At 73.2% G+C, this 21,345-nt stretch carries 19 protein-coding genes; 9 read left to right on the top strand and 10 right to left on the bottom strand.

What is annotated here, in order from left to right; genetic code table 11:
* The first annotated feature begins 58 nt into the window (after positions 1-58).
* The gene (locus ACFY3I_RS04460) at positions 59-1,033 is read left to right on the top strand and encodes an alpha/beta hydrolase (protein WP_390859270.1); all 975 of its coding nucleotides are present in this window, start codon (positions 59-61) and stop codon (positions 1,031-1,033) included.
* A gap of 75 nt (positions 1,034-1,108) precedes the next feature.
* Here the strand turns inward: ACFY3I_RS04460 and ACFY3I_RS04455 are convergent, their stop codons facing one another.
* On the bottom strand, positions 1,109-3,475 hold the full coding sequence (locus ACFY3I_RS04455) for a SpoIIE family protein phosphatase (protein WP_390859269.1): 2,367 nt from the start codon (positions 3,473-3,475) through the stop codon (positions 1,109-1,111).
* 306 nt (positions 3,476-3,781) lie between these two features.
* Between ACFY3I_RS04455 and ACFY3I_RS04450 the strand changes: the two genes are divergently transcribed.
* Positions 3,782-4,246 (top strand): DUF5709 domain-containing protein, encoded by a 465-nt coding sequence (locus tag ACFY3I_RS04450; RefSeq protein ID WP_365288779.1) that lies wholly within the window; start codon positions 3,782-3,784, stop codon positions 4,244-4,246.
* A gap of 20 nt (positions 4,247-4,266) precedes the next feature.
* Here the strand turns inward: ACFY3I_RS04450 and ACFY3I_RS04445 are convergent, their stop codons facing one another.
* From ACFY3I_RS04445 to ACFY3I_RS04415, 7 genes are all read right to left on the bottom strand, one after another.
* Positions 4,267-5,136 carry a LysR family transcriptional regulator gene (locus tag ACFY3I_RS04445; RefSeq protein ID WP_390859268.1) on the bottom strand — a complete coding sequence of 290 codons (870 nt, stop codon included), beginning with the start codon at positions 5,134-5,136 and terminating at the stop codon, positions 4,267-4,269.
* A gap of 59 nt (positions 5,137-5,195) precedes the next feature.
* Positions 5,196-6,365: an MFS transporter gene (locus ACFY3I_RS04440; RefSeq protein WP_390859429.1), complete on the bottom strand. Its 1,170-nt coding sequence runs from the start codon at positions 6,363-6,365 to the stop codon at positions 5,196-5,198.
* 280 nt (positions 6,366-6,645) lie between these two features.
* Positions 6,646-7,188: a GNAT family N-acetyltransferase gene (locus tag ACFY3I_RS04435; protein WP_390859267.1), complete on the bottom strand. Its 543-nt coding sequence runs from the start codon at positions 7,186-7,188 to the stop codon at positions 6,646-6,648.
* A gap of 111 nt (positions 7,189-7,299) precedes the next feature.
* Positions 7,300-8,298: a methylmalonyl Co-A mutase-associated GTPase MeaB gene (gene meaB, locus ACFY3I_RS04430; protein ID WP_365288783.1), complete on the bottom strand. Its 999-nt coding sequence runs from the start codon at positions 8,296-8,298 to the stop codon at positions 7,300-7,302.
* Positions 8,295-10,469 carry a methylmalonyl-CoA mutase gene (scpA, locus tag ACFY3I_RS04425; RefSeq protein ID WP_390859266.1) on the bottom strand — a complete coding sequence of 725 codons (2,175 nt, stop codon included), beginning with the start codon at positions 10,467-10,469 and terminating at the stop codon, positions 8,295-8,297. Before scpA ends, meaB begins: the two co-directional genes overlap by 4 nt.
* Positions 10,469-12,274: a methylmalonyl-CoA mutase family protein gene (locus ACFY3I_RS04420; protein WP_390859265.1), complete on the bottom strand. Its 1,806-nt coding sequence runs from the start codon at positions 12,272-12,274 to the stop codon at positions 10,469-10,471. Before ACFY3I_RS04420 ends, scpA begins: the two co-directional genes overlap by 1 nt.
* Before the next feature lie 113 nt (positions 12,275-12,387).
* Positions 12,388-12,885: a MarR family winged helix-turn-helix transcriptional regulator gene (locus ACFY3I_RS04415; protein ID WP_390859264.1), complete on the bottom strand. Its 498-nt coding sequence runs from the start codon at positions 12,883-12,885 to the stop codon at positions 12,388-12,390.
* Between the two features lie 100 nt (positions 12,886-12,985).
* On the opposite strand from ACFY3I_RS04415, the gene ACFY3I_RS04410 reads away from it, so the two are divergent.
* Positions 12,986-13,501, top strand: coding sequence for a YceI family protein (locus ACFY3I_RS04410; RefSeq protein ID WP_365288787.1), 516 nt, complete (start codon positions 12,986-12,988; stop codon positions 13,499-13,501).
* Here the strand turns inward: ACFY3I_RS04410 and ACFY3I_RS04405 are convergent.
* Complete coding sequence (locus tag ACFY3I_RS04405) at positions 13,482-15,272, bottom strand: hypothetical protein (protein WP_390859263.1); 1,791 nt, start codon at positions 15,270-15,272, stop codon at positions 13,482-13,484. The genes ACFY3I_RS04410 and ACFY3I_RS04405 overlap by 20 nt on opposite strands.
* A gap of 238 nt (positions 15,273-15,510) precedes the next feature.
* On the opposite strand from ACFY3I_RS04405, the gene ACFY3I_RS04400 reads away from it, so the two are divergent.
* From ACFY3I_RS04400 to ACFY3I_RS04385, 4 genes are all read left to right on the top strand, one after another.
* Complete coding sequence (locus tag ACFY3I_RS04400) at positions 15,511-15,900, top strand: cell division protein SepF (protein ID WP_365288788.1); 390 nt, start codon at positions 15,511-15,513, stop codon at positions 15,898-15,900.
* A gap of 411 nt (positions 15,901-16,311) precedes the next feature.
* Positions 16,312-17,565, top strand: coding sequence for an ATP-binding protein (locus tag ACFY3I_RS04395; RefSeq protein ID WP_390859262.1), 1,254 nt, complete (start codon positions 16,312-16,314; stop codon positions 17,563-17,565).
* Positions 17,562-17,894, top strand: a complete 333-nt coding sequence (locus tag ACFY3I_RS04390; protein ID WP_390859261.1) for a nucleotide pyrophosphohydrolase — start codon at positions 17,562-17,564, stop codon at positions 17,892-17,894. The genes ACFY3I_RS04395 and ACFY3I_RS04390 overlap by 4 nt, the downstream gene beginning before the upstream one ends.
* Before the next feature lie 183 nt (positions 17,895-18,077).
* Complete coding sequence (locus tag ACFY3I_RS04385) at positions 18,078-18,536, top strand: DUF6099 family protein (RefSeq protein WP_365288791.1); 459 nt, start codon at positions 18,078-18,080, stop codon at positions 18,534-18,536.
* A gap of 407 nt (positions 18,537-18,943) precedes the next feature.
* On the opposite strand, the gene ACFY3I_RS04380 is transcribed toward ACFY3I_RS04385, so the two are convergent.
* Positions 18,944-19,120: a hypothetical protein gene (locus ACFY3I_RS04380; RefSeq protein WP_390859260.1), complete on the bottom strand. Its 177-nt coding sequence runs from the start codon at positions 19,118-19,120 to the stop codon at positions 18,944-18,946.
* Positions 19,121-19,360: 240 nt separating this feature from the next.
* Here ACFY3I_RS04380 and ACFY3I_RS04375 point away from each other — a divergent pair, with 240 nt between their 5' ends.
* Complete coding sequence (locus ACFY3I_RS04375) at positions 19,361-20,284, top strand: LLM class F420-dependent oxidoreductase (RefSeq protein WP_390859259.1); 924 nt, start codon at positions 19,361-19,363, stop codon at positions 20,282-20,284.
* Positions 20,285-20,384: 100 nt separating this feature from the next.
* Entirely contained in the window at positions 20,385-21,299 is a 915-nt protein-coding gene (locus ACFY3I_RS04370) for a DUF4232 domain-containing protein (protein WP_390859258.1), read from the top strand.
* Positions 21,300-21,345 lie beyond the last annotated feature (46 nt).

The raw sequence follows: 21,345 nt of genomic DNA, 5'->3' as shown, positions 1-21,345 counted from the left end.
CGCTCCGCCGGGCCGCACGACCGGGCACTCCGGTGCCCGAGACGTGGAGTGAGTGAGCGTGACCGACCTTCCACCGCCGATCACCCCCTACCTCGAACCGGCCGCGAGGGACCTGGCGGAGGCGACCGACCCGCACCCCCGCATCCACGAACTTCCCCCGGAGCGGGGCCGGGCGGTCCTCGTCGGCCTGCAGAGCGACCCGAGCGTGCCCCGCCCGGACGTCGACGAGGAGTGGGTCGACGTCGACACCGGCGACCGGGGTACGGTCCGCACCCGCATCATCCGGCCCAAGGGGGCGACCGGGCCGCTTCCGGTGGTGTTCTACATCCACGGCGCCGGCTGGGTCCTCGGCGACGACAGGACCCACGACCGCGTCTTCCGCGAACTCGCCGTCGGGGCGGGCGCCGCGGGCGTCTTTCCCGTCTACGACCGCGCGCCCGAGGCCAGGTACCCCACCCAGGTCGAGCAGAACTACGCCGTGGGCCGGTGGGTCGCGAAGCACGGCGCCGGGCACGGCCTGGACACCTCGCGCGTAGCGGTCGCCGGCGAGTCGGTCGGGGGCTGCATGTCGGCGGTCTTCGCACTGATGAACAAGGAGCGCGGCGGAATCGACCTCAGGGCCCAGTGCCTGCTCTACCCGGTGACCAACGCCGACTTCGACACCCCCTCCTACCTGCAGTTCGCCGAGGGCTACTACCTCACCCGCGACACCATGAGGTGGTTCTGGGACGCCTACACCACCGACGTGGCGCAGCGCTCCGAGGCGCACGCCTCCCCGCTCCGGGCGCCCCTGGAACTGCTCCGGGGGCTGCCCCCCACCCTCCTGGTCACCGGCGAGGCCGATGTCCTGCGCGACGAGGGCGAGCAGTACGCCAACAAGCTCCGCGAGGCGGGCGTCGACGTCACCGCGCTCCGGGTGGCCGGCATGGTCCACGACTTCATGCTCCTGGACAGCCTGCGCGACACCAGGGCGGCCACCGTCGTCCGCAAGATCGCCGTCGACTTCCTGCGGGACGCGCTGCACGGCGGCTGACCGGCCGCGCCGCACGGCGTGCGCCCCGGACCGTGATCAGGGTGCGGGGCAGGGACTGATGAACGCGGACGCGGCCTAGGGGATGGACAGTTCCGCCCAGATGGTCTTCCCGGACGCGGTGTAGCGGGTGCCCCAGCGCTGTGAGACCTGGGCGACGAGGAACAGGCCGCGGCCGCCCTCGTCGTCACGGCGGGCACGGCGCAGATGGGGTGCGGTGTGGGCGTTGTCGGAGACCTCGCAGAGCAGGCTGCGGTCCCTGATCAGCCGCAGCATCACGGGACCGGTCGCGTACCTGATGCTGTTGGTGACCAGCTCGCTCACCACCAGGGCCGCGGTGAAGGAGAGTTCGGACAGGCCCCAGGTGTCCAGCTGGCGCTCGGTGTCCGTGCGGGCGTCGGCCACCACCGCCGGGTCCGGCGGCAGCTCCAGATCCGCCACACGGTCGGCGCACAGCCGGCGGGTGCGCACCAGCAACAGCGTGGCGTCGTCGGCCTGGGGGCCGGGCGGCAGGGTCGACATCGCCCGGTCGCACAGTTCCTCCAGCGGGCAGCGCTGCCAGGTGAGCACATGGGCGAGGCGGTCGATCCCGCTGTCGATGTCGGTGCGCCGGTCCTCCACGACACCGTCGGTGAAGAACGCCACCACGCTGCCGTCGGACAGACCCAGCTCGACGTTCTCGTACGGCAGGCTGCCCAGCCCCAGCGGCGGACCCGGCGACGCCGCCGACAGGGCGACCGAGCCGCTCGCGTCGGCGACGATCGGCGGGGGATGACCCGCGCTCGCCCAGACGCAGCGGCCGCCGACCGGGTCGTAGATCGCGTAGAGGCAGGTCACGCCCAGGGCCTCGTCGCTCGGCCCGCCGGCCTCGTCGGGTTCGCAGTCCTGTGTGACCAGGCCGTCCAGCCGGGTCAGCAGCTCGGCCGGATCCAGGTCCAGCAGCGCCAGGGTCCGTACGGTGGCGCGCAGCCGGCCCATGGTCGCGGCGGCGTGCACACCGTGACCGACCACGTCGCCGACGGTCAGCCCCACCCTGGCACCGGACAGCGGGATCAGGTCGAACCAGTCGCCGCCCACCCCCACCCGGCTGTCCGCGGGCAGGTAGCGGTACGCCACCTCGACCGCGCTCTGCTCGGGCAGCCGCCGCGGCAGCAGGCTCCGCTGCAGCACCAGGGCGGCGGCGTGCTGGCTGGTGTAGCGGCGGGCGTTGTCGATGCCGACGGCGGCCCGCTCGGCCAGCTCCACGGCGAGCGTCTGCTCCTCGGGACCGAAGGGGTCGGGGTTGTCGCCGCGCCGGAAGGTGGCGAGGCCGACGACCGCGTCACGGGCGAGCAGCGGGACGAAGAGATCGGAGCGCCGGGTGCCGGGGGAGCCCTCGTCCGGCGTCGGGCAGGTCTCCACCACGGGGCGGTTGGTGGCCAGGCTCTGCGCCTGTGGTGACGACGGCGGATAGGAGACCGGAGTGGTCGAGAACTCCTCCGGGGTACGGCCGTGCATCCGAAGGAGACTGTGTCCCGGCGCGGAGCGGGTCGGCGGCTGACGTCCCTCGATGACCGCGGGCGGCAGGTCCACCAGCACCTCGTCGGCCAGTTGCGGCACGGCCACGTCGGCCAGCTCCGCGGCCGTACGCCGCACGTCCAGCGAGGCGCCGATCCGCTTTCCCGCCCGTACCAGCAGGGACAGCCGTTCCTGGGCGCGGTAGCGCTCGGTGATGTCCAGGGACTCCTCGAAGAGCCCCAGCGGTTCGCCCCTGGCGTCCACCAGCCGGTGGTAGGAGCAGGACCAGACGTGCTCGCGTCCCGGGTCGGCGGGGGCACGTCCGCGATAGTGCATGCCGAGGACCGGGTCGCCGGTCTTCAGCACCTGCTCCATCACCTGGTCCTCGTCCGGCGGATGGTGGCGGGAGATGAACTCGCCCTCCGGGAAGAGCGCCGAGGCGGGCAGGCCCACGTACTGGGCGACACCGGCCAGCTCCTGGTCGGTGGAGGCGTTGCCCCACACCACGCGCATGTCGGTGTCGTAGATGGTCAGGCCCACGGAGGACTCGGTCGCCAGTCCCTGCAGCATCGCCAGCTGTGCCTCCCAGCCGCGCAGGGCGGTCAGCTCCGCCGCGACCACGACGGTGGCGGCGGCACCCTGGTGGACGAGCGGACTGAAGGTGACGGCGGCGCGCAGGACGTGCCCGTCCCGGCACCGCAGGTCAAGGACCGCGGTGCGGGGGCGCCGAGCCCCGCAGAGGGCGGACCGCCGTGCGCCCGGGCCCGTCGCCAGCAGCCGGTCGGCCGACCGCCCGAGCACCTCCTCCGGCGGATGGCCGAGGAGACGCTGGGCCGAGGCGCTCCAGCCGGAGAACCGGCCTTCCGCGTCCAGTACCGCGGCGGCCGCCTTGGTGAGGTCCAGGGGACTGTGGAATTCGACGTCGGCGGCATTCGGAAAACGATCCATGGCACCGCTTCCCCTCGTGCTCAATCAGCATCCCGTGCCGCACGACGGACGACAACCGCACGCGTGGGCGCCGCCGGTTCAGGGGCGTCGGAGCCCTGTGCCACGAGGGTCGGGGCCCCGTTCCACCAGGGTCGGCGCCCCGCGCCGGCCAGGGGCCGCCGACCGGTCGCGGGGCCGTCGCGGCCGGTACCGACCGCGGGGGCGGCGGACGGCCGCCGCGAACACCTCCGGTCCGCCTGCCGGACCTCATAACCTTTCCCCCGACGGCCTGATCGAACGGACGGCCCGAGCGACGATGGAGCACGTATGACCGACGAGGCGATGGGTGACGACGTCTACCAGCCGGACGGTTCGGAGGTGCAGGACGACGCCGGTGTGCTGGACGCGTCCGACACCCTGGACTACCGGGCCGGAGAGGAGGCCCTGGACGAGGGCTACTCGCCGCCGGAGCGGCCCTGGGCCGTGACGCACACCGGCGTCACGGCGGCCGAGGCGCGGCGCGGGGAGACCCTCGACGAGCGGCTCGCCGAGGAGGTGCCGGACGTCGGCGTCCCGGACGGCGACGGGCTCGGCGACACCTGGGACACGGACGGCGAACTCCTCGACGACGAGGTCGGCGACGGCCGCGCCGGACGGCTGGTGGCACCGGACGAGGGCGCCCACGAGAACACCGAGACCGACCTGTTCGCCTCCGACCGGGGCCTGGACGGGGCCGGGGCGTCCGCCGAGGAGGCCGCGATGCACGTGATCCCCGACGCCGAAACCTACTGACAGCCGGGGCGCCCGGCGGGTCAGGTCAGGTGCCTCAGCAGGGCCGCGACCGCCGCCGGGGGCTCGCCCTGCGGCCGTACCACCATCACCTTCCAGCTCGGCGGGTTCCGGGTGAAGCGGTAGCAGGCCAGGTCCGGGAAGCGGTCGGCGATGGTCGGCGGCATGACGCAGACACCGAGGTCGTTGCGGACCAGCTCGGACGCGGCCACGATGTCGTTGACCTCGAAGGTCGTGGCCCGTTCGACGCCGGCCGCCCGGAACGCGCGGTCGGTGGCGTCACGGACCGCCCAGCCGGGGGTGAACTCCACCTGCGGCAGCTCGGCGATCCCGGCCAGGTCGACCGTGTTCCCGGGCCCGCTCACGGGCAGGTCCCGGCGGGGCGAGGCCACCAGGACCATCTCCTCGTGGGACAGCAGCCGGGTCACCAGCCCGCGCTGCTGGCGGCGGTCCAGCGCCACCACCGCCAGGTCCACGGTGCCCTCCCGCAGCCCCTGCCGGAGGTCGACGACCGCCGCCTGCCGCAACCGCACCACCACCCGCGGGTGTTCCGCCCGCAGCGCGGCCAGCGCCAGGTGCAGGTCGGCCCAGACCCCCTGCATCGTGCCGACCGTCACCCGGCCGCGGAGCTCGCCCTTGGCCGCGTCGACCGCCTCGCGGGCCAGCTCGGCGGCGCGCAGCGCCTGCCGTGCCGCCGGCACGAACGCCTCCCCGGCCGGGGTGAGCCCGACCCGGTGCGTGGTCCGGGTGAACAGCGCGGTGCCCAGCTCGCGTTCGAGCGCGCGGACCGTGCCGGAGACCGCGGACTGGACCACGTGCAGCCGCCGGGCCGCCGCCGTGAACCCGCCCGTGTCCGCCACCGCGACGACGACTTCCATCTGGCGCAGGTCCATCATCCGCTCCCACCGGCGCAGCGTCCCGCCCCCGGCGGAACGGCGATCATCACCGCATCCTAGGCAGTCGCGGGCTTCGCGCCCTGCCGACGCTCGGTCAGCCAGTACAGCAGCGCGAGCACCGGCAGAGCCGCCGCGAACAGACTGACCGCGCTCCAGCCGCCGGCCCGGTAGGCGATCGAGCCGGCCTGCGAGCCGAGCGCGCCGCCGACGAAGAAGATCGCGATGAACGCGCTGTTGAGGCGGGCCCGGGCGAGCGGGTCGAGCTGGTAGACGGTGTGCTGGCCGAGGATGAGGCTGGTCTGGACGGCCGCGTCCAGCACCAGGGCGCCGAGGGCGATCAGGATCACGCTGTGCTGACCGAAGCCGGCTATGACGAAGGCCAGCGCGGCGAGCGCGAGCGCGGCACCGGTCATCCGCCGGGTCAGTCCGTGGTCGGCCCAGTGTCCGGCGAGCGGCGCCACGGCCGCACCGGCCGCGCCGACCAGCGCGAACACCCCGACACCGACGGCCGAGTAGTGGAACCGCGGTCCCGTCAGCACGTACGAGACCGTGGTCCAGAAGGCGCTGAAGGCACCGAACATCGCCGCCTGGTAGAGACCGCGGCGCAGGAGTGCGGGGTGCGTGCGCACCAGGGCCGCCGTGGAGCGCAGCACGTGGTGGTAGGGCACGGACGTGGTCGGCGCCTGCCGGGGCAGTGCCAGCCGCAGCGCCACGCCCAGCAGCGCCATCAGGACGGCCGAGCCGAGGTAGACGACCCGCCAGCCGGCGGCGCCGGAGACCAGGCTGCTCAGCGTGCGGGACAGCAGGATGCCGGTGAGCAGGCCGCTCATCACCCGGCCGACGATCCGGCCCCGTGCGTGGTCGGGCGCCAGGCTCGCGGCGAACGGCACCAGGATCTGGGCGACCACCGAGGTGGCACCGCTGATCAGGGACGCGATCAGGAGCATGGGGAAGCCGGTCGCCAGACCTGCCGCCACCAGGGCGAGCGTGGTGACCGTCAGCAGCGCGGTGATCAGGCTCCGCTTCTCCAGCCGGTCCCCGAGCGGGACCAGGAAGACCATGCCGAGCACGTAGCCGACCTGGGTGAGGGTGATCAGCGCGCCCGCCGTGGCCTCGCCGATGTGGAAGACCCCGCGCAGCTCGGACAGCAGGGGCTGGGCGTAGTACAGGTTGGCGACCGTCATGCCGGAGGCGACGGCGAACAGCGCGATCAGCCAGCCCGGCACCCCGTGGGCGGGCTCGGCGGCGGGCTTCCGACGCGGGGAGCGGACTTCGGACGACGACTGGGACACGGGGACCTTCCTCACAGCGCGGTGACTCTCACCCGTGTCAGCGCTCCACCGGTCACGATGCTTCCCCCGCCGCGGCGATCGCTGCGGATGTCAGTCATCTCCGTCACAGATGACCACCGCTGCCGGCGGCCCGGACTCGGGCGTGCGCTGCGGGTGGCGGAAGTGTTCGCGCGGTCCCGTGTGCGCGGTCGCCGGCCCCCGAGCGGCCGGCGGCCTAGCCCTTTACGGCCGGCTCCCAGTCCTCGGCCAGCAGGCCGAGGAGCACCTCGTCCAGGAACTCGCCCATCACCCAGGCCGCGGAGCGCAGCACGCCCTCGCGGACGAAGCCGTTGCGCTCGGCGGAACGCAGCATCGCGGTGTTGTCGGCCAGCGTGTCGACCTGCAGCCGCCGCAGACCGCGCACCGCGAAGCCGAAGTGGCACAGTACGGCGACCACGTCGGTGCCGTAACCGCGGCCCCGGGCGGACGGCAGCAGTCCCACCCCGACGTGCGCGGACCGGTTGTGGGTGTCGACGCCCCACAGCATGGCGCTGCCGACCAGCGCGCCGCCGTCGAGCTCCACCACGGAGAACGGAACGTTCTTCTCGTTCTCGTCGTCCACCACGAACGGCGCTTCCTTCGAGCCGGGCGTGAACGGCCGCCACGGCCTGCCGCTGGCCCGCGACGCACCGGCCACGTCGTCGTGGAGCTCGGCCTGCAGCACCGGGACGTCCGCCTCGTGCCGGGCCCTGAGCGCGATCTTGCTACCCCTCAGCATGCGAACTTCCTATCCGCCCCGGCCGACCGGCGGCAAACCAATTAAGGGGGGCGGACGGTCGTGGACAGCCGTCGCCGCCCCGCCGCGCCGGGCCCGCGAGGTGCTCGGGGATCAGCTGGTCCGAGGCGCGTCGGGGGAGTCGCCGAACGCCTGGAGGATCCGCTCGGCGGCCAGTGTCGCCGTCAACGTGCCGTCCCTGACCTGTCGTTCCAGGTCGGGGGCGGCCGCCCGCACCGCCGGGTTGGCGGACAGCCGGCCCAGCAGTTCGTCCCGGACCATCGACCAGGTCCAGCCGACCTGCTGTTCCCGGCGCTTCTCGGCGAGCCGTCCGGTGGAGTCGAGCAGCGCCCGGTGCTGCTCGAGGCGCTCCCAGACGGCGTCCAGGCCCGTCGACTCGCGGGCGCTGCAACTCAGCACCGGCGGAGTCCAGAACGCGTCCTTGCCGTGCATCAGCCGCAGCGCGCCCGCCAGTTCCCGGGCCGCCGACCGCGCGTCCCGTTCGTGCGGGCCGTCCGCCTTGTTGACGGCGATGACGTCGGCCAGTTCGAGGACGCCCTTCTTGATGCCCTGGAGCTGGTCGCCGGTGCGGGCCAGGCTGAGCAGCAGGAAGGAGTCGACCATGTCGGCGACCGCGGTCTCGGACTGCCCGACACCGACGGTCTCCACCAGGATCACGTCGTACCCGGCGGCCTCCATGACCACCATCGACTCGCGGGTCGCCTTCGTGACCCCGCCGAGGGTGCCCGCGCTGGGGGAGGGGCGGACGAAGGCGTTCGGGTCGACCGACAGCCGTTCCATCCGCGTCTTGTCACCGAGGATCGAGCCGCCGGTCCGGGTGGACGACGGGTCCACGGCGAGTACGGCCACCCGGTGGCCGAGGCCGGTCAGTATGGTCCCGAACGCGTCGATGAACGTCGACTTGCCCACGCCCGGCACCCCGCTGATGCCGATCCGCCGCGCCCGGCCGCTGTGCGGGAGCAGCTCGGTCAGCAGCTCCTGTGCCAGCACGCGGTGCTGCGGCCGGGTGGACTCGACCAGGGTGATGGCGCGGGCGACGACCGCGCGCTTGTGGTCGAGCACACCCTTGGCGTAGGCGTCGACATCGATCACAGGTCGTGCCCGAGTTCCGCCGACAGCCGCTTCACCAGGTCGTAGGCCGCGTCCGGGATCACCGTGCCGGGCGGGAACACCGCGGTGGCGCCCATCTCCAGGAGGGTCGGCACGTCCTGCGGCGGGATCACGCCGCCGACCACGATCATGATGTCCGCCCGGCCCTCCTCGGCGAGCTTCTCGCGCAGCGCCGGTACGAGGGTGAGGTGGCCGGCCGCCAGCGAGGACACGCCGACCACGTGGACGTCCGCCTCCACCGCCTGGCGGGCGACCTCCTCCGGGGTCTGGAACAGCGGGCCGACGTCGACGTCGAAGCCGAGGTCGGCGAAGGCGGTGGCGATCACCTTCTGGCCGCGGTCGTGGCCGTCCTGGCCCATCTTGGCGACCAGGATGCGCGGACGGCGCCCCTCGGCCTCGTCGAAGGCGTCGACCAGGGCCCGGGTGCGGTCCACGTTCGGGGACTCGCCGGCTTCGTTGCGGTACACACCGGAGATCGTACGGATCTGGCTCGCGTGCCGGCCGTACACCTTCTCCAGGGCGTCGGAGATCTCGCCGACGGTCGCCTTGGCGCGGGCCGCGTCCACCGCCAGCTCCAGCAGGTTGCCCTCGCCGTCGGCCGCCCGGGTCAGCGCGTCCAGCGCCGCCCGGCACGCGACGTCGTCCCGTTCCGCCCGCAGCCGCCGCAGCTTCTCGATCTGCTGGGCGCGCACCGAGGAGTTGTCGACCTTGAGGACCTCGATCTGCTCGTCGCTGTCCACCCGGTACTTGTTGACGCCGATCACCGGCTGCCGTCCGGAGTCGATCCGCGCCTGGGTCCGCGCGGCCGCCTCCTCCACGCGCAGCTTCGGGATGCCGGCGTCGATGGCCTGGGCCATCCCGCCCGCCTGCTCGACCTCCTGGATGTGCGCCCAGGCCTTGCGCGCGAGGTCGTAGGTGAGCCGCTCCACGTAGGCGCTGCCGCCCCAGGGGTCGATGACCCGGGTCGTCCCGGACTCCTGCTGGATCAGCAGCTGGGTGTTGCGGGCGATGCGCGCCGAGAAGTCCGTCGGGAGCGCGAGCGCCTCGTCGAGGGCGTTGGTGTGCAGCGACTGGGTGTGGCCCTGGGTCGCGGCCATCGCCTCCACACAGGTGCGCGTCACGTTGTTGAAGACGTCCTGCGCGGTGAGCGACCAGCCCGAGGTCTGCGAATGGGTGCGCAGGGAAAGGGACTTGGTGTTCTTCGGGTCGAACTGCGCGACCAGCTTGGCCCACAGCAGCCGCGCCGCCCGCATCTTCGCGATCTCCATGAAGAAGTTCATGCCGATCGCCCAGAAGAAGGACAGGCGCGGGGCGAACGCGTCCACGTCCAGGCCGGCTTCGCGTCCCGCCCGGATGTACTCGACCCCGTCCGCGAGGGTGTACGCCAGCTCCAGGTCGGCCGTCGCGCCCGCCTCCTGGATGTGGTAGCCGGAGATGGAGATCGAGTTGTAGCGGGGCATCCGCTGCGAGGTGTACGCGAAGATGTCGGAGATGATCCGCATCGACGGCTTCGGCGGATAGATGTAGGTGTTGCGGACCATGAACTCCTTGAGGATGTCGTTCTGGATGGTCCCGGCCAGCTTCTCGGGCGGTACGCCCTGTTCCTCGGCGGCCACGATGTACAGCGCGAGCACCGGCAGCACGGCGCCGTTCATCGTCATCGACACGGTCATCCGGTCCAGCGGGATCCCGTCGAACAGCTGGCGCATGTCGTAGATCGAGTCGATGGCCACGCCCGCCATGCCGACGTCACCGGTCACCCGCGGGTGGTCGCTGTCGTAGCCCCGGTGGGTGGGCAGGTCGAAGGCGACCGACAGGCCCTTCTGGCCGGCCGCGAGGTTGCGCCGGTAGAAGGCGTTGGACTCCTCGGCGGTGGAGAAGCCCGCGTACTGGCGGATGGTCCACGGCTGGTTGACGTACATCGTCGGGTAGGGGCCGCGCAGGTACGGCGCGACGCCCGGGTAGGTCCCGAGGAAGTCCAGGCCCTCCAGGTCGCGGCCGGTGTAGAGCGGCTTGACCCCGATGCCCTCCGGGGTCTCCCACACCGGGGCCTCGCCGCCGGTGGCGTGCTTGACGGCCGTACGCCACTCGGCGTCACCGCCCTCGGCGACGGGGGTCCCCAGCTCGATGCCGGAGAAGTCGGGGATTCCCATCAGGACACTCCCATGCGGTCAAGGGTCTCGGACAGCACGGCCACGGCGTCGCAGCCCGCGAAGACGTACGCGTCGACGTCCGCGTACTCTCCCCGGCCGGCGAGGAAGACGTGCCCGGCACCCGCTGCCTTCAGCGACCGGGCCGTCGTCTCGGCCTGTTCGGCGTAGAGCGCGTCGCTGGAGCAGAGCACCGCCTCGCCGGCACCGCTCTCCTCGAAGGTGCCCCCGGTGACGGTTTCGATGCCGCCGGCCTGGAAGAGGTTGGCGGCGAAGCCGGCGCGGGCGGTGTAGGCGGCGGCCGGACCGATCGTCGCCAGGTGGATCCGGGGCCGGGCGCCGGTCGCCGCGAGGTGGGCGTCCGAGCGGGCGCGCAGCTCCTCGAACGCCTCGTCCCGGCGCACCCGGGGAAGCCCGCCGGACGGCGGCTCGGGGGCGGGTTCACGCACCGGCGTCTTCTCGGACAGCAGCGGGAACTCGCTGACGCCGGTGACGGGTTCACGGCGCCTGGCGAGCTTCTTGGAGCGCTCCGCCCAGGTGGTCGCGAGGTCGGTGCGCAGCCGGCCGGAGCGCAGTACGGCCGCCTGGCCGCCGTCCCGCTCGATCGACCGGAAGTACTCCCAGCCCGCGTGCGCGAGTTCGTCGGTGAGCCGCTCCACGTACCAGGAGCCGCCCGCCGGGTCGACGACCCGGGCCAGGTGCGACTCCTCGACCAGGATCGTCGAGGTGTTGCGGGCGATGCGGCGGGCGAACGCGTCCGGCAGGCCGAGCGCGTGGTCGAACGGCAGCACGGTGACCGATTCGGCGCCGCCCACCCCGGCGGCGAGCGTGGCCACCGTGGTGCGCAGCATGTTCACCCACGGGTCGCGGCGGCTCATCATCACCGGTGAGGTGACCGCGTGCTGGACCTGGGCGCCCGCGTCCGGGGCCCCGCTGACCTGGGCGACCCGCGCCCACAGCCGGCGCGCGGCGCGCAGCTTGGCGATGGTCAGGAACTGGTCGGCGGTGGCCGCGTACCGGAACTCCAGTTGCCCGAAGGCCTGTTCGACATCCATGCCGGCCTCGGTCAGCTCCCGCAGGCAGGCCACCCCGGTGGCCAGCGAGGCGCCCAGCTCCTGCCCGGCCGAGCCGCCCGCCTCGTGGTAGGGCAGCGCGTCCACGGTCAGGGCGCGCAGCCCCGGGAACTCCTGCGCGCACCGCCGCGCGAGGGCGATGGCGGGTGCGAAGTCCAGCGGCTCACCCGTACGCGCCTCGAACCCGAGCGGGTCGGCGCCCAGATTGCCGCGTACGGCCCTGGGGTCGACGCCGTTCTCCTCGTACAGCCGGAACAGCTCGGCGGCCGCCTCCGGTGTCTCGCGGCCGGCGTCGAGGACCACCGGGGCGAGGTCGAGGAAGACCCCGTCGAGGGCGCGGGCCAGGCCGGACACCGGGATGCCGTCCGGGCCGACCGCCAGCCAGAGCGAGGTGACGCCGTTCTCCAGATCGGCCAGGACCGCGCCGTCGGGAGCGGCCGCGTGCCGCTGCCTTATGTCCCAGCCGCCTGCGGTGCCCCCCTCGGGCCGGGCGCCGCGCACGTACGGCGCGAAGCCGGGCAGGCCGGGGTCGGGGGCCGTGTCTCGCGCGGTGTAGAGGGGACGGGTGCGCAGCCCGTCCTCCAGCGTCGTGGACAGAGCGTCCTCAGCGGCCTCGCCCGAGACGTCCCTGCCCGACTTGCGCAGCACACCCTCCACGAGGTGTTGCCACTGCTCGTGTGTCGCGTCAGGGAACTCGGCGGCCAGTGAGAGCCCGTCGTCAGGCAGGACCGTCATGCTCGGATGCTAGGGCAGAGCGTCAGAAGTGCACGGGTGACGGGGCTGTGACCTTGCCCTCTCCGTGGTTGTGACCTGCGCCTCGCGAGGCCGGCGAGGCCGGGTTCCGGCGGTCAGCGGGCGTCGTCGGCCGGTGCCGGCACGAGCGCGGCCAGGGCCTCGCGCTGCTCCGGTCCGATCACGTGGGCGAACGCCGTGCCGACCGTCTCGGCGAGGGCGGCCGAGGCGTCCTCGATGCGGCCGCGCGCCTTGTCGGTGAGGGCGACCTCGATGCCCCGCCGGTCGTCGCAGACGGCCTTGCGGGTGACCAGGCCGGCGTGCTGGAGGCAGGCGATCTGGTAGGTGAGGCGGGTCTTGGGGCGGCCCAGCAGCTCCGCGATCCGGCTCATCCGCAGTCCCTCGCCCGGCTGCTCGGCCAGCAGGCACAGGATCAGGAACTCGTCGTGGGAGACGTCCAGCGTCTTCTTCACGACCGACCGCAGCCGCTGCTCGACCGAGCCCGTCGCGGCCAGCAGCAGCATCCAGGCGCGCAGCTCGTCCGGGAGTAGCCCGTCGCCCGCGTGGGACGGGCATACGGGCAGCTCTGCGGGGTCGTCGTGGGCCGCGGTCATGGCATCGAGTCTACCTGTTGTCCAAATTTGGATATTGGGCTAGCGTGCAGCCGTACCGAAGTCATCCAAATTTGAACCATCAAGCGATCGGAGCACGGCCATGACCGTCACCGTGGAAACCGGCCTCTGGCAGCTCGACCCGACCGCCACCACCGTCGCCGTCCGGCACAAGTCGGTGTGGGGTCTGGTCACCGTCAAGGGCGCCTTCACGGGCGTCACCGGCCGGGGCGAGGTGGCCGCCGACGGCACCGCCACCGGCACACTGGTGATCGACGCGGCCACCCTGGACACCAAGAACAAGAAGCGGGACGACCACCTGCGCTCCGCCGACTTCCTCGACGCCGCCAACCATCCGGAGATCACCTTCGCGGTGCGCGGCGCCGAACGGGACGCGGACGGAGTGGTGCGCGTCGACGGCCAGTTGACCGTCCGGGGCGTCAGCAGGCCGCAGCAGGTCACCGCGGAACTGGTCTCGGCCGATGCCGACGGGCTGACGCTTCGGACGGAGTTCACGGTGACGCGCGAGGAGTTCGGGCTCACCTTCAACCAGATGCGCATGATGGGCGGCCCGACCACGGTGACCGCCACCCTGCGCTTCACCCGCGCGGCGGCCTGACCGCCGGGCGGGTGAACCGCGGGGTGACGTCCTCGCTGGACAGGGTCTGCGGGTCCGCCGTGAAGGCGCGCAGCCGGATCCGGGTGCTCGGCTTCGCGGGGATCCCGAACCGGCCGTCCGGCGGCCGCAGTTCGACGCTCGCCGAGCCGTGCCCGGGAATCGTCGCCGGGCCCCGCACCAGCAGCCAGTAGCGGCTCATGCCCTGCCCGGTGGTGAGCGTGTAGTGCGGGGTGAGCGGCGAGTTCCCGGTGTTCACCACCCGCAGCGTCATCGCCCGGACCACCGAGGCCGACCGCTCGGCCCGGCGCAGCGCGGTGACCTCCATCCGCAGCGGTGGCCTGCCCGACACCGCGAGGACCGCGCTCACCAGCGCCGGGGTGAACAGCAGGACCACCGTCCCGAACAGGAGGGCCCGGCGCCGGGGTCTCCTCGGAAACGCCGGCCGCGGCTGCCAGGCGCGCTCGAACTCCGACAGCGGCGCGGTGACGGCGGCCGCCAGCCACAGCGGGGTCATCAGCAGGTAGTAGCCGTCCTGCGAACGCGTCGCCAGGAAGAAGGCGAGCCAGGGCAGCACGGTCGCCACCGGGCCGAGGCGCCGTACGAACAGCACGAACAGGGCGAGCAGTGCGGCCGCGAGCAGCATGCTGGCGTGCGAGTACCAGTCGATACGGTCGCCGCCGTCGGTGAAGTACAGCGTGACGTCCACCAGGCCCTGGCCGTGCACCACGGCGCCCTGGGTCAGCGGCAGCGCGATCCCGGCCAGCCAGCGGCCGGGATCGGACACGGCGAAGTACGTGTTGATCAGCAGCCAGACCGTGACGGCGACGCCGGTGAACCGCAGCAGCACCAGGGCGGCGGCCCGGCCGCCCAGTTCCCCGCGCCGCACCGCGTAGATCCCGGCCAGCAGGAACGGCGTGACGAACCAGGGCAGTTGCTGCGCCGCGCACGCGGCGCCCAGGCACGCGGCCCGGGCGATCCCGGCCGTGCCCAGCCGGCCGCCCGCCCCGATCCGCGGCCAGCGCACCGCCACCGGGATCAGCAGGGCCAGCCCGATGATCGCCGGGTAGCCGACCCGGGCGTACGTCGACAGGAAACCGAATCCCAGACAGGCCAGCGTCGCCGCCGACCGCCACGGGACCGGGAGCATCCGCCACAACGTGACCGTGCCCGCGATCAGCGCGAGCGTGCACAGCGCCGTCGCCGGGGCGCCGGAGTGGCCGAGCCACAGCAGCGGGACGGTGAGCAGCGGGGCCAGCGGGGGATAGCCGTAGGTGTAGTCGTAGCCGCCGCCTGTCGTCGGCGTCAGCGCGATGCCCGTGCCGTGGAAGAGCCAGGGCCAGGGCTGCCCGTAGACGGCGTGGCCGCTGACGAGTTCCCTGGCCGCCTGGGTGGTGAGGACGCCCTCGTCGCCGCCGTTGTGGTTCAGTGCCCAGGCGCACAGGGCGAGGATCGCCGCCGTGACCAGGACCAGCAGGTCCAGGCGGGCCAGCGACCGGGTCCTGCGCACGGTCAGGGTCAGCACGCCGGTCACCAGGATCGAGGCGTAGCAGAGGGAGATCAGGGCCGCCAGCACCAGGTGGTGGGTGGCCGCCTGTGTCCACACCGACCGGGTGCCGATGAACAGGGAGACGTCGGCGAGGAGGGTGAGGGCGCGGTGCCAGGGGACGGGGGGCGCGGAGGGCTCGGGATCCCGGGGATCCCCCGGGGCGGCGGACACCGCCGACTGTGTCCGCCGGTCGGGTGTCACCTGCCGTGTTTCTGCCAAGTGCACGTACCGGACGCTAATCCCGGGCGGTGAACGGGACGCCGAAGGAGGAGAAGAGTCCGGTGTGAGGGCAGTAAGAAGCCCCCAATGCGCGGCAATCGCCCTAATAGTGACAATATTCCTTCTCCCCCGCATGAGCGCCCACAGTCGCTCGCCCTTCGTGTCGCTGTTGGGCCGAACGGATGACTTGGCGTAAGAATTGGCTGGTGCAGGCATCGAGTGTGAGTCAGGTCAGGGGGAGCCGGTGAGCCGTTACGACGTCACCGATGAACAGTGGGAGGGGCTCGCCCAGGTCGTGCCGCTGCGGGGCCGCGACGCCTGGCCGTCCTCGGTGGGCCACCGGTCGCTGCCGGACGCGGAGACCGAGACACGGCGCCGGTTCGTGGTGCTGCGGGTGAACGTCTTCGCCGACGCGCGGGAGGTCGCCGAGACGCTGATGGCCGGCATACCGGTGCTGCTCGACCTGACCGGCGCGGAGACGGAGACCGCCAAGCGCGTCCTCGACTTCAGCACGGGAGTCGTCTTCGGCCTGGCGAGCGGGATGCACCGGGTGGACCGCAACGTCTTCCTCCTCACCCCGCCCGGCACCGAGGTCAGCGGCCTGATGCAGGACGCGGGAGTCTCGGGCGGCTGAACCGGCTGAACCGGCTGCCGGCTCCCGGCGAACCCGGTCCGGCGGGTGGCGGGCGTGCTCTCCTTCGCGACGGCGGGCACGGCCACGGCTCGTCTCCCGGGCGAGCGGAAGGCGCCAACCGCAACCTTGTCGGTGAATGACGGTGTGCCCGCCCCGGCCCATGGCCGACGTGGTGGCCGTGTTCGTCTCGGTCCGTCGGTGGTGTGCTCGCCCCGCTCCGTCGATGGTGCGGCCCGCACGGTCTCCTCGGCTGCGGCTGCGGCTGCGGCTGTGGCTGTGGCGGCGGGGTGCCGGTGCACGGGCCGGCCGTCGGCGTGCCGGTCGTGGACGGGGGCGTCCTCGTCCCTCGATCGTAGGAAGGTCGCGACGGCGGAACGGTTTGCCGGTCGGCCGGGGCCGTACGGTCCGCGTATGGCCCTGCCCTCCACCTCACCCGCGCCCCGCTCCGCCCCGTCCACCGGTCCCGCCCCGGGCCGTACCCCGACGCCCGGTGATTCCGCACTCCCGTCGGCCGTCCCGGCCCCCGCGCCCCCCGTGGCCGCCCCCCGGTGTGACCCCCGTCCCCGGGTCACCGAGCTCCGGCTCTCGGCCTTCGGGCGGCATCGCGGAGCGTCTTTTCCGCTGGGGCCGGTCACGCTTCTCGCCGGGCCCAGCGGCAGCGGGAAGTCGACGGTGCTCGCGGCCTACGAGGCGCTCGCCCGACTCGGTGGCGGGGCCTCGGTCACGGAGGTGTTCCCCGATCCCGTCGCACTGGTGCCGGAACGCGCCCGTCCCGACGCGCAGCGCCGACGGGGGTTCCGGATCGGCTGCACGGCGGACGGCGCCGAAGGCCCCGTACGGCTCGATGTCGCCGTGCAGGCCGAGCCCGAACTCCGCATCGTCGGTGAGCGGTTGACCGCCGGCGGTCTGGTACTGCTGGAGACCGCGCTGCGCGACCCGGGGCGCCGGAGCGTGCAGGCCGCCTGGCACACGGCGGGCAGCTCCCCGGTGACCCGGGCCCCGCTGCCCGACGACCGGCTCGGCACCGCCCTGCTGCCGTTGCGTGTCGCGGGGAAGACCGACGGCCAGCGCCGGGTCCTCGCCGCCGCGGAGCAGATGGTCGTCGCCCTGCGGTCCGTGTTCGCCTGCGACCCGCGCCCCGAGGAGATGCGCACCCCCGTCCTCACCGGAACGGGGCGCCTCCTGCGCGGCTGCGGCAACCTCGCCGACGTCCTGTGGCGCACCCGCTCGGAGTGCGGGCGCCGGCACGGACTGCTCGTCGACGCGGTGCGCACCGGCTGCGCTGGTCCCGTGGCCGACCTGCTCGCCGAACCGCTCGGCGACGGTACGGTCCGGGCGCTGCTCGACCGCGGGGACGGCCACCGTTCGGAGCTGGCCAGGCTCGGCGACGGCGAGCTGCGCTACCTCGCCCTCTCCCTGGTGCTCTTCACCGGCCCCGGCGTCCTGGAGGTGGACGCACCCGGTGAGGTCCCCGACGCCATGCGCGGCCTCACCGTCCTCGCCGACGGCTTCGACCGTTGCCTCGACCCCCGGCAGCGCGCCGAACTCCTGCGCACCGCCGCCCTGATGGGCGAGCGCGGTCACATCCGCTTCGTCGGCGCGGTGGGCGACGTGGACCGGGCCGCCGAAGCCGGGGCGATCACAGTGGTACACCTGGACGCGTGACCGACGAAGAACCCCTCGACGTGACGAAGCTCCAGCGCCGGCTGGCCGAGTTCGCCGCCGCCCGTGACTGGCAGCAGTACCACACGCCCAAGAACCTGGTGGCCGCCCTCAGCGTGGAGGCCTCCGAACTGGTCGAGATCTTCCAGTGGCTGACCCCGGAGGAGTCCGCCCGGGTGATGGCCGACCCGGACACCGCGCCCAAGGTCACCGACGAGGTCGCCGACGTCCTGTCCTATCTGCTCCAGCTCTGCGGGGTACTGGACATCGACCCGCTGGCCGCGCTGGACGCGAAGATCGAACGCAACGAGAAGCGCTTCCCGCCCGCCTGACGGGGTTTTCGACGGGTCGACGGTCCTCCTGGGTAACGCTGGGTAGCCAAAAGCCCGCCCGAATCCGAATTGTTGTCCACAGATTTCCCCCTTCCTCTGGCTGTACGTCTCGGGCGCCTTCACTCTGGGTAGTGAACTACTGACTGGTGCAGGGCAGTTGGACCGACGGGGACGGGGCGGCGGATGGACGCGATGCGGCTCATCGTGGCGAGCAGACGGGCGCTGGCGAGCGGTGCGGGTGTACCGGAGATGATGACCGAGGTGTGGCAGGCCCAGGCGCTGGCCCAGGCGATCGGCAGCCGGCTCGCCGTCTCCGGTCCGCCCGAGCTGCGCGGCGAGGCACTCGGCCTGACCGAGCTGGCGGGCCGGGGCTGCGGGATCCTGGGCGCCCCCGACCTGGACCCCGGGACTCTGCGTGCCGCCCAGCTCACCGAACTGGAAGACGCCCGTGCCACGCTTCTCTCCCTCGGCGGCCTCCTCGCCGAGGTCGGCATCACGCTGGTCGGCATGGCCAGCGCGGCGGCCGACGAAGCGGCGTACTGGCAGTGCATGGAGGCCATCGACGCGGCCGACGAGTCCCGGGACCGCGTGCTGGAGATGCTGCGCAAGCTGGCGGCACGAGAGGAAGTCCGCGACGGCTGACCGCGTGCGGCGCAGCCGGGGCGACGGACACGGAGCGGCTCACCGGCGCGGAGCCGCGCACCGGCGCGAGGCCGTACTCCGTCCACGGGCCCGTGGACGTGCGGTACGCCGGTGCCCCGCACGCCGAGCGCGCCCACCCGACGCCGCGAGCCACCCTCCGGCCGGCTACGGGCCCGGGTGGCGACAGGCCCCGCCGATGACGAGCCCAGGTGGCGACAGCCCCGGCCGGTGACGGGCCACGGCGGTGAGGGGCCCGGCCGGTGACGGGCCTGCCCCGTGACGAGCCCGAGCGGTGAGGGGGCCGTTGGCGAAGTCCGGCCGACGACGTGCCCGGGTGGCGACGCGCCCGGCCGACGACGTGCCCGGCCGACGCGCCCGCCCGGTCACGGGCCCCCGGCCCGGCAGGCCTAGTCGTTCAGCGGGCCGCCGACGCATTCCCGGGAGTCGCAGTCGGTGAAGCCCGCCTCCCTGTGCAGGTCGGACAGGTCCGCGTTGAGCGCGGCCATGAGCTCCTCCATCTGCTGGAGCAGTCCCTTCGGTGGATCGGAGGGATCGCTCTGCTCGGGAAAGGACTCTTCGGACAAGACGGCCTCCTCGGCCCCCCGGTCCGCCGCCGGCGGACCACGGACTGCGCGCGGTGGCGAGGACCGTCCGGCGCGGGTGCCGGACGGCCCGGCTCCCAACGGCCAACGATCACCGGACAGGCCGGTCACTGGCCCGCTCCGCCCCGGGCCCAGCCGTCGGCGGTTTTCACCCTGGCGGGGACGCGTGTGACGGCCGGTGCCGATGCGGTGGACGGCGCCCGGGGCAGGCAGGATGGACGTATGGACCTTCGCATCTTCACCGAGCCCCAGCAGGGCGCGAGCTACGACACCCTCCTCACCGTCGCCAAGGCGACCGAGGAACTCGGGTTCGACGCCTTCTTCCGCTCCGATCACTACCTGAAGATGGGCGACGTGGACGGCCTGCCCGGCCCCACCGACGCCTGGATCACCCTGGCCGGGCTGGCCCGCGAGACCAAGCGGATCCGCCTCGGCACCCTCATGACGGCCGGCACCTTCCGGCTGCCCGGCGTGCTCGCCATCCAGGTCGCGCAGGTCGACCAGATGTCCGGCGGCCGGGTCGAACTCGGCCTCGGCGCCGGTTGGTTCGAGGAGGAGCACAAGGCGTACGGCATTCCCTTCCCGAAGGAGAAGTTCGGCCGCCTGGAGGAGCAGCTGGCCATCGTCACCGGGCTCTGGGAGACGAAGGCCGGCGAGACCTTCGACTTCCACGGCGCCTACTACGACCTCACCGACTCGCCCGCGCTCCCCAAGCCCGCCCAGGCGCGGATCCCGGTGCTGATCGGCGGCCACGGCGCCACCCGCACCCCGAAGCTGACCGCACGGTACGCCGACGAGTTCAACATGCCGTTCGCGTCGATCGAGGACAGCGCCGCCCAGTTCGGGCGGGTGCGTGCCGCCGCCGAGGCGGCCGGCCGCAAGGGCGACGACCTGACGTACTCCAACGCCCTCGTGGCCTGCGTCGGCAAGGACGACCAGGAGGTCGCCCGCCGCGCCGCCGCCATCGGCCGTGAGGTCGACGAGCTGAAGGCGAACGGCCTGGCCGGCACCCCGGCCGAGGTGGTCGACAAGATCGGCCGTTACGCGGAGGTCGGCGCGCAGCGCTTCTACCTCCAGATCCTCGACCTGTCCGACCTGGACCACCTGGAGCTGATCTCCGCCCAGGTCCAGACGCAGCTGTCGTAACCGGGCCGGGCCCGCGCATCCGGCCGGCTGTGACGCGGCTGTGACCGGAACTATGGCTTCCATCACAGGAGTTCGGGGCTTCCCCTGATGAGGTGGCCGGATGCGCAGACCCCACTCCCGCCTCCTCGCTCCCGCCACCGCACTTCTCCTGGCCACGGCGTGCGGCGTGGAACACGCGGACACCGGCGCGTCCGTCCCGGTTCCCCGCGCCACCGTCACCGACCCGCCGGTGGACGGCGTACGGATCACCTCGGTCACCGTCCCCACCGTCTCCCCGACACCGTCCGTCACCCCGGACGGGGTGCACGCGGACCGGCTGCCCGGCGACTCCGGCATCTCCGCCGCGTACCAGGTCAGCAACGACGGCGACCGGGCCCTGACCTACACCGTGCTCTTCGACTTCACGACGGACACCGGCGCGGTCATGGCGAACAGGAAGGTGACCGTGCGCGGGGTCGGGCCGGGCCGCAGCACCAGCGGGACCGTCGCCCTCGGCGCGCTCGCCCCCGGCGCCTCCCCGGTGACCCGGGTGAAGGTCGCCGAGGTCACCAGGGTCCCGGCCGACGAGGCACCGTCCGAGGCCGGCGCCTGCCCCTCCTCGGGCGTGCGGCTGTGGGCCGACGACGGCGACGCCGCGATGGGCCTGCGCGTCGTCGGACTCCACCTGGAGAACTGCGGGAAGCGGGACTACGCGCTCGACGGCTACCCGCGGTTGAGCCTGCTGGACGACGACCTCGCACCCGTCGACGGCATCCGCGTCCTGCACGGCGGCGCCGCCGTCGCCACCGGCACCGGCCTCGACGTCCCGCCCGCCCCGCTCGTCCTCAGGCCCGGTGAGACCGCCCTCTCCGGTCTGGTCTGGCGCAACACGACGCTCGCGGGCACCGCGGTGAACGTGCCGTACGTCCGGGTCCTGGCGAAGCCGGGCGCCGCGCCCGTGACGGTCACCCCGAACCTGGATCTCGGGACCACCGGGAAGCTCGGCGTCGGTGCCTGGCGGCGGGCCGACCGCTAAGGGCTGTCCCGTAGCGCCGGGAAATTACTCCGCCCCGCCCGGCGAG

This window comes from Streptomyces sp. NPDC001068, from assembly GCF_042897315.1.
In the GTDB taxonomy this organism is placed as follows: Bacteria; Actinomycetota; Actinomycetes; order Streptomycetales; family Streptomycetaceae; genus Streptomyces.
This window is presented reverse-complemented; position numbering and strand designations above follow the sequence as displayed.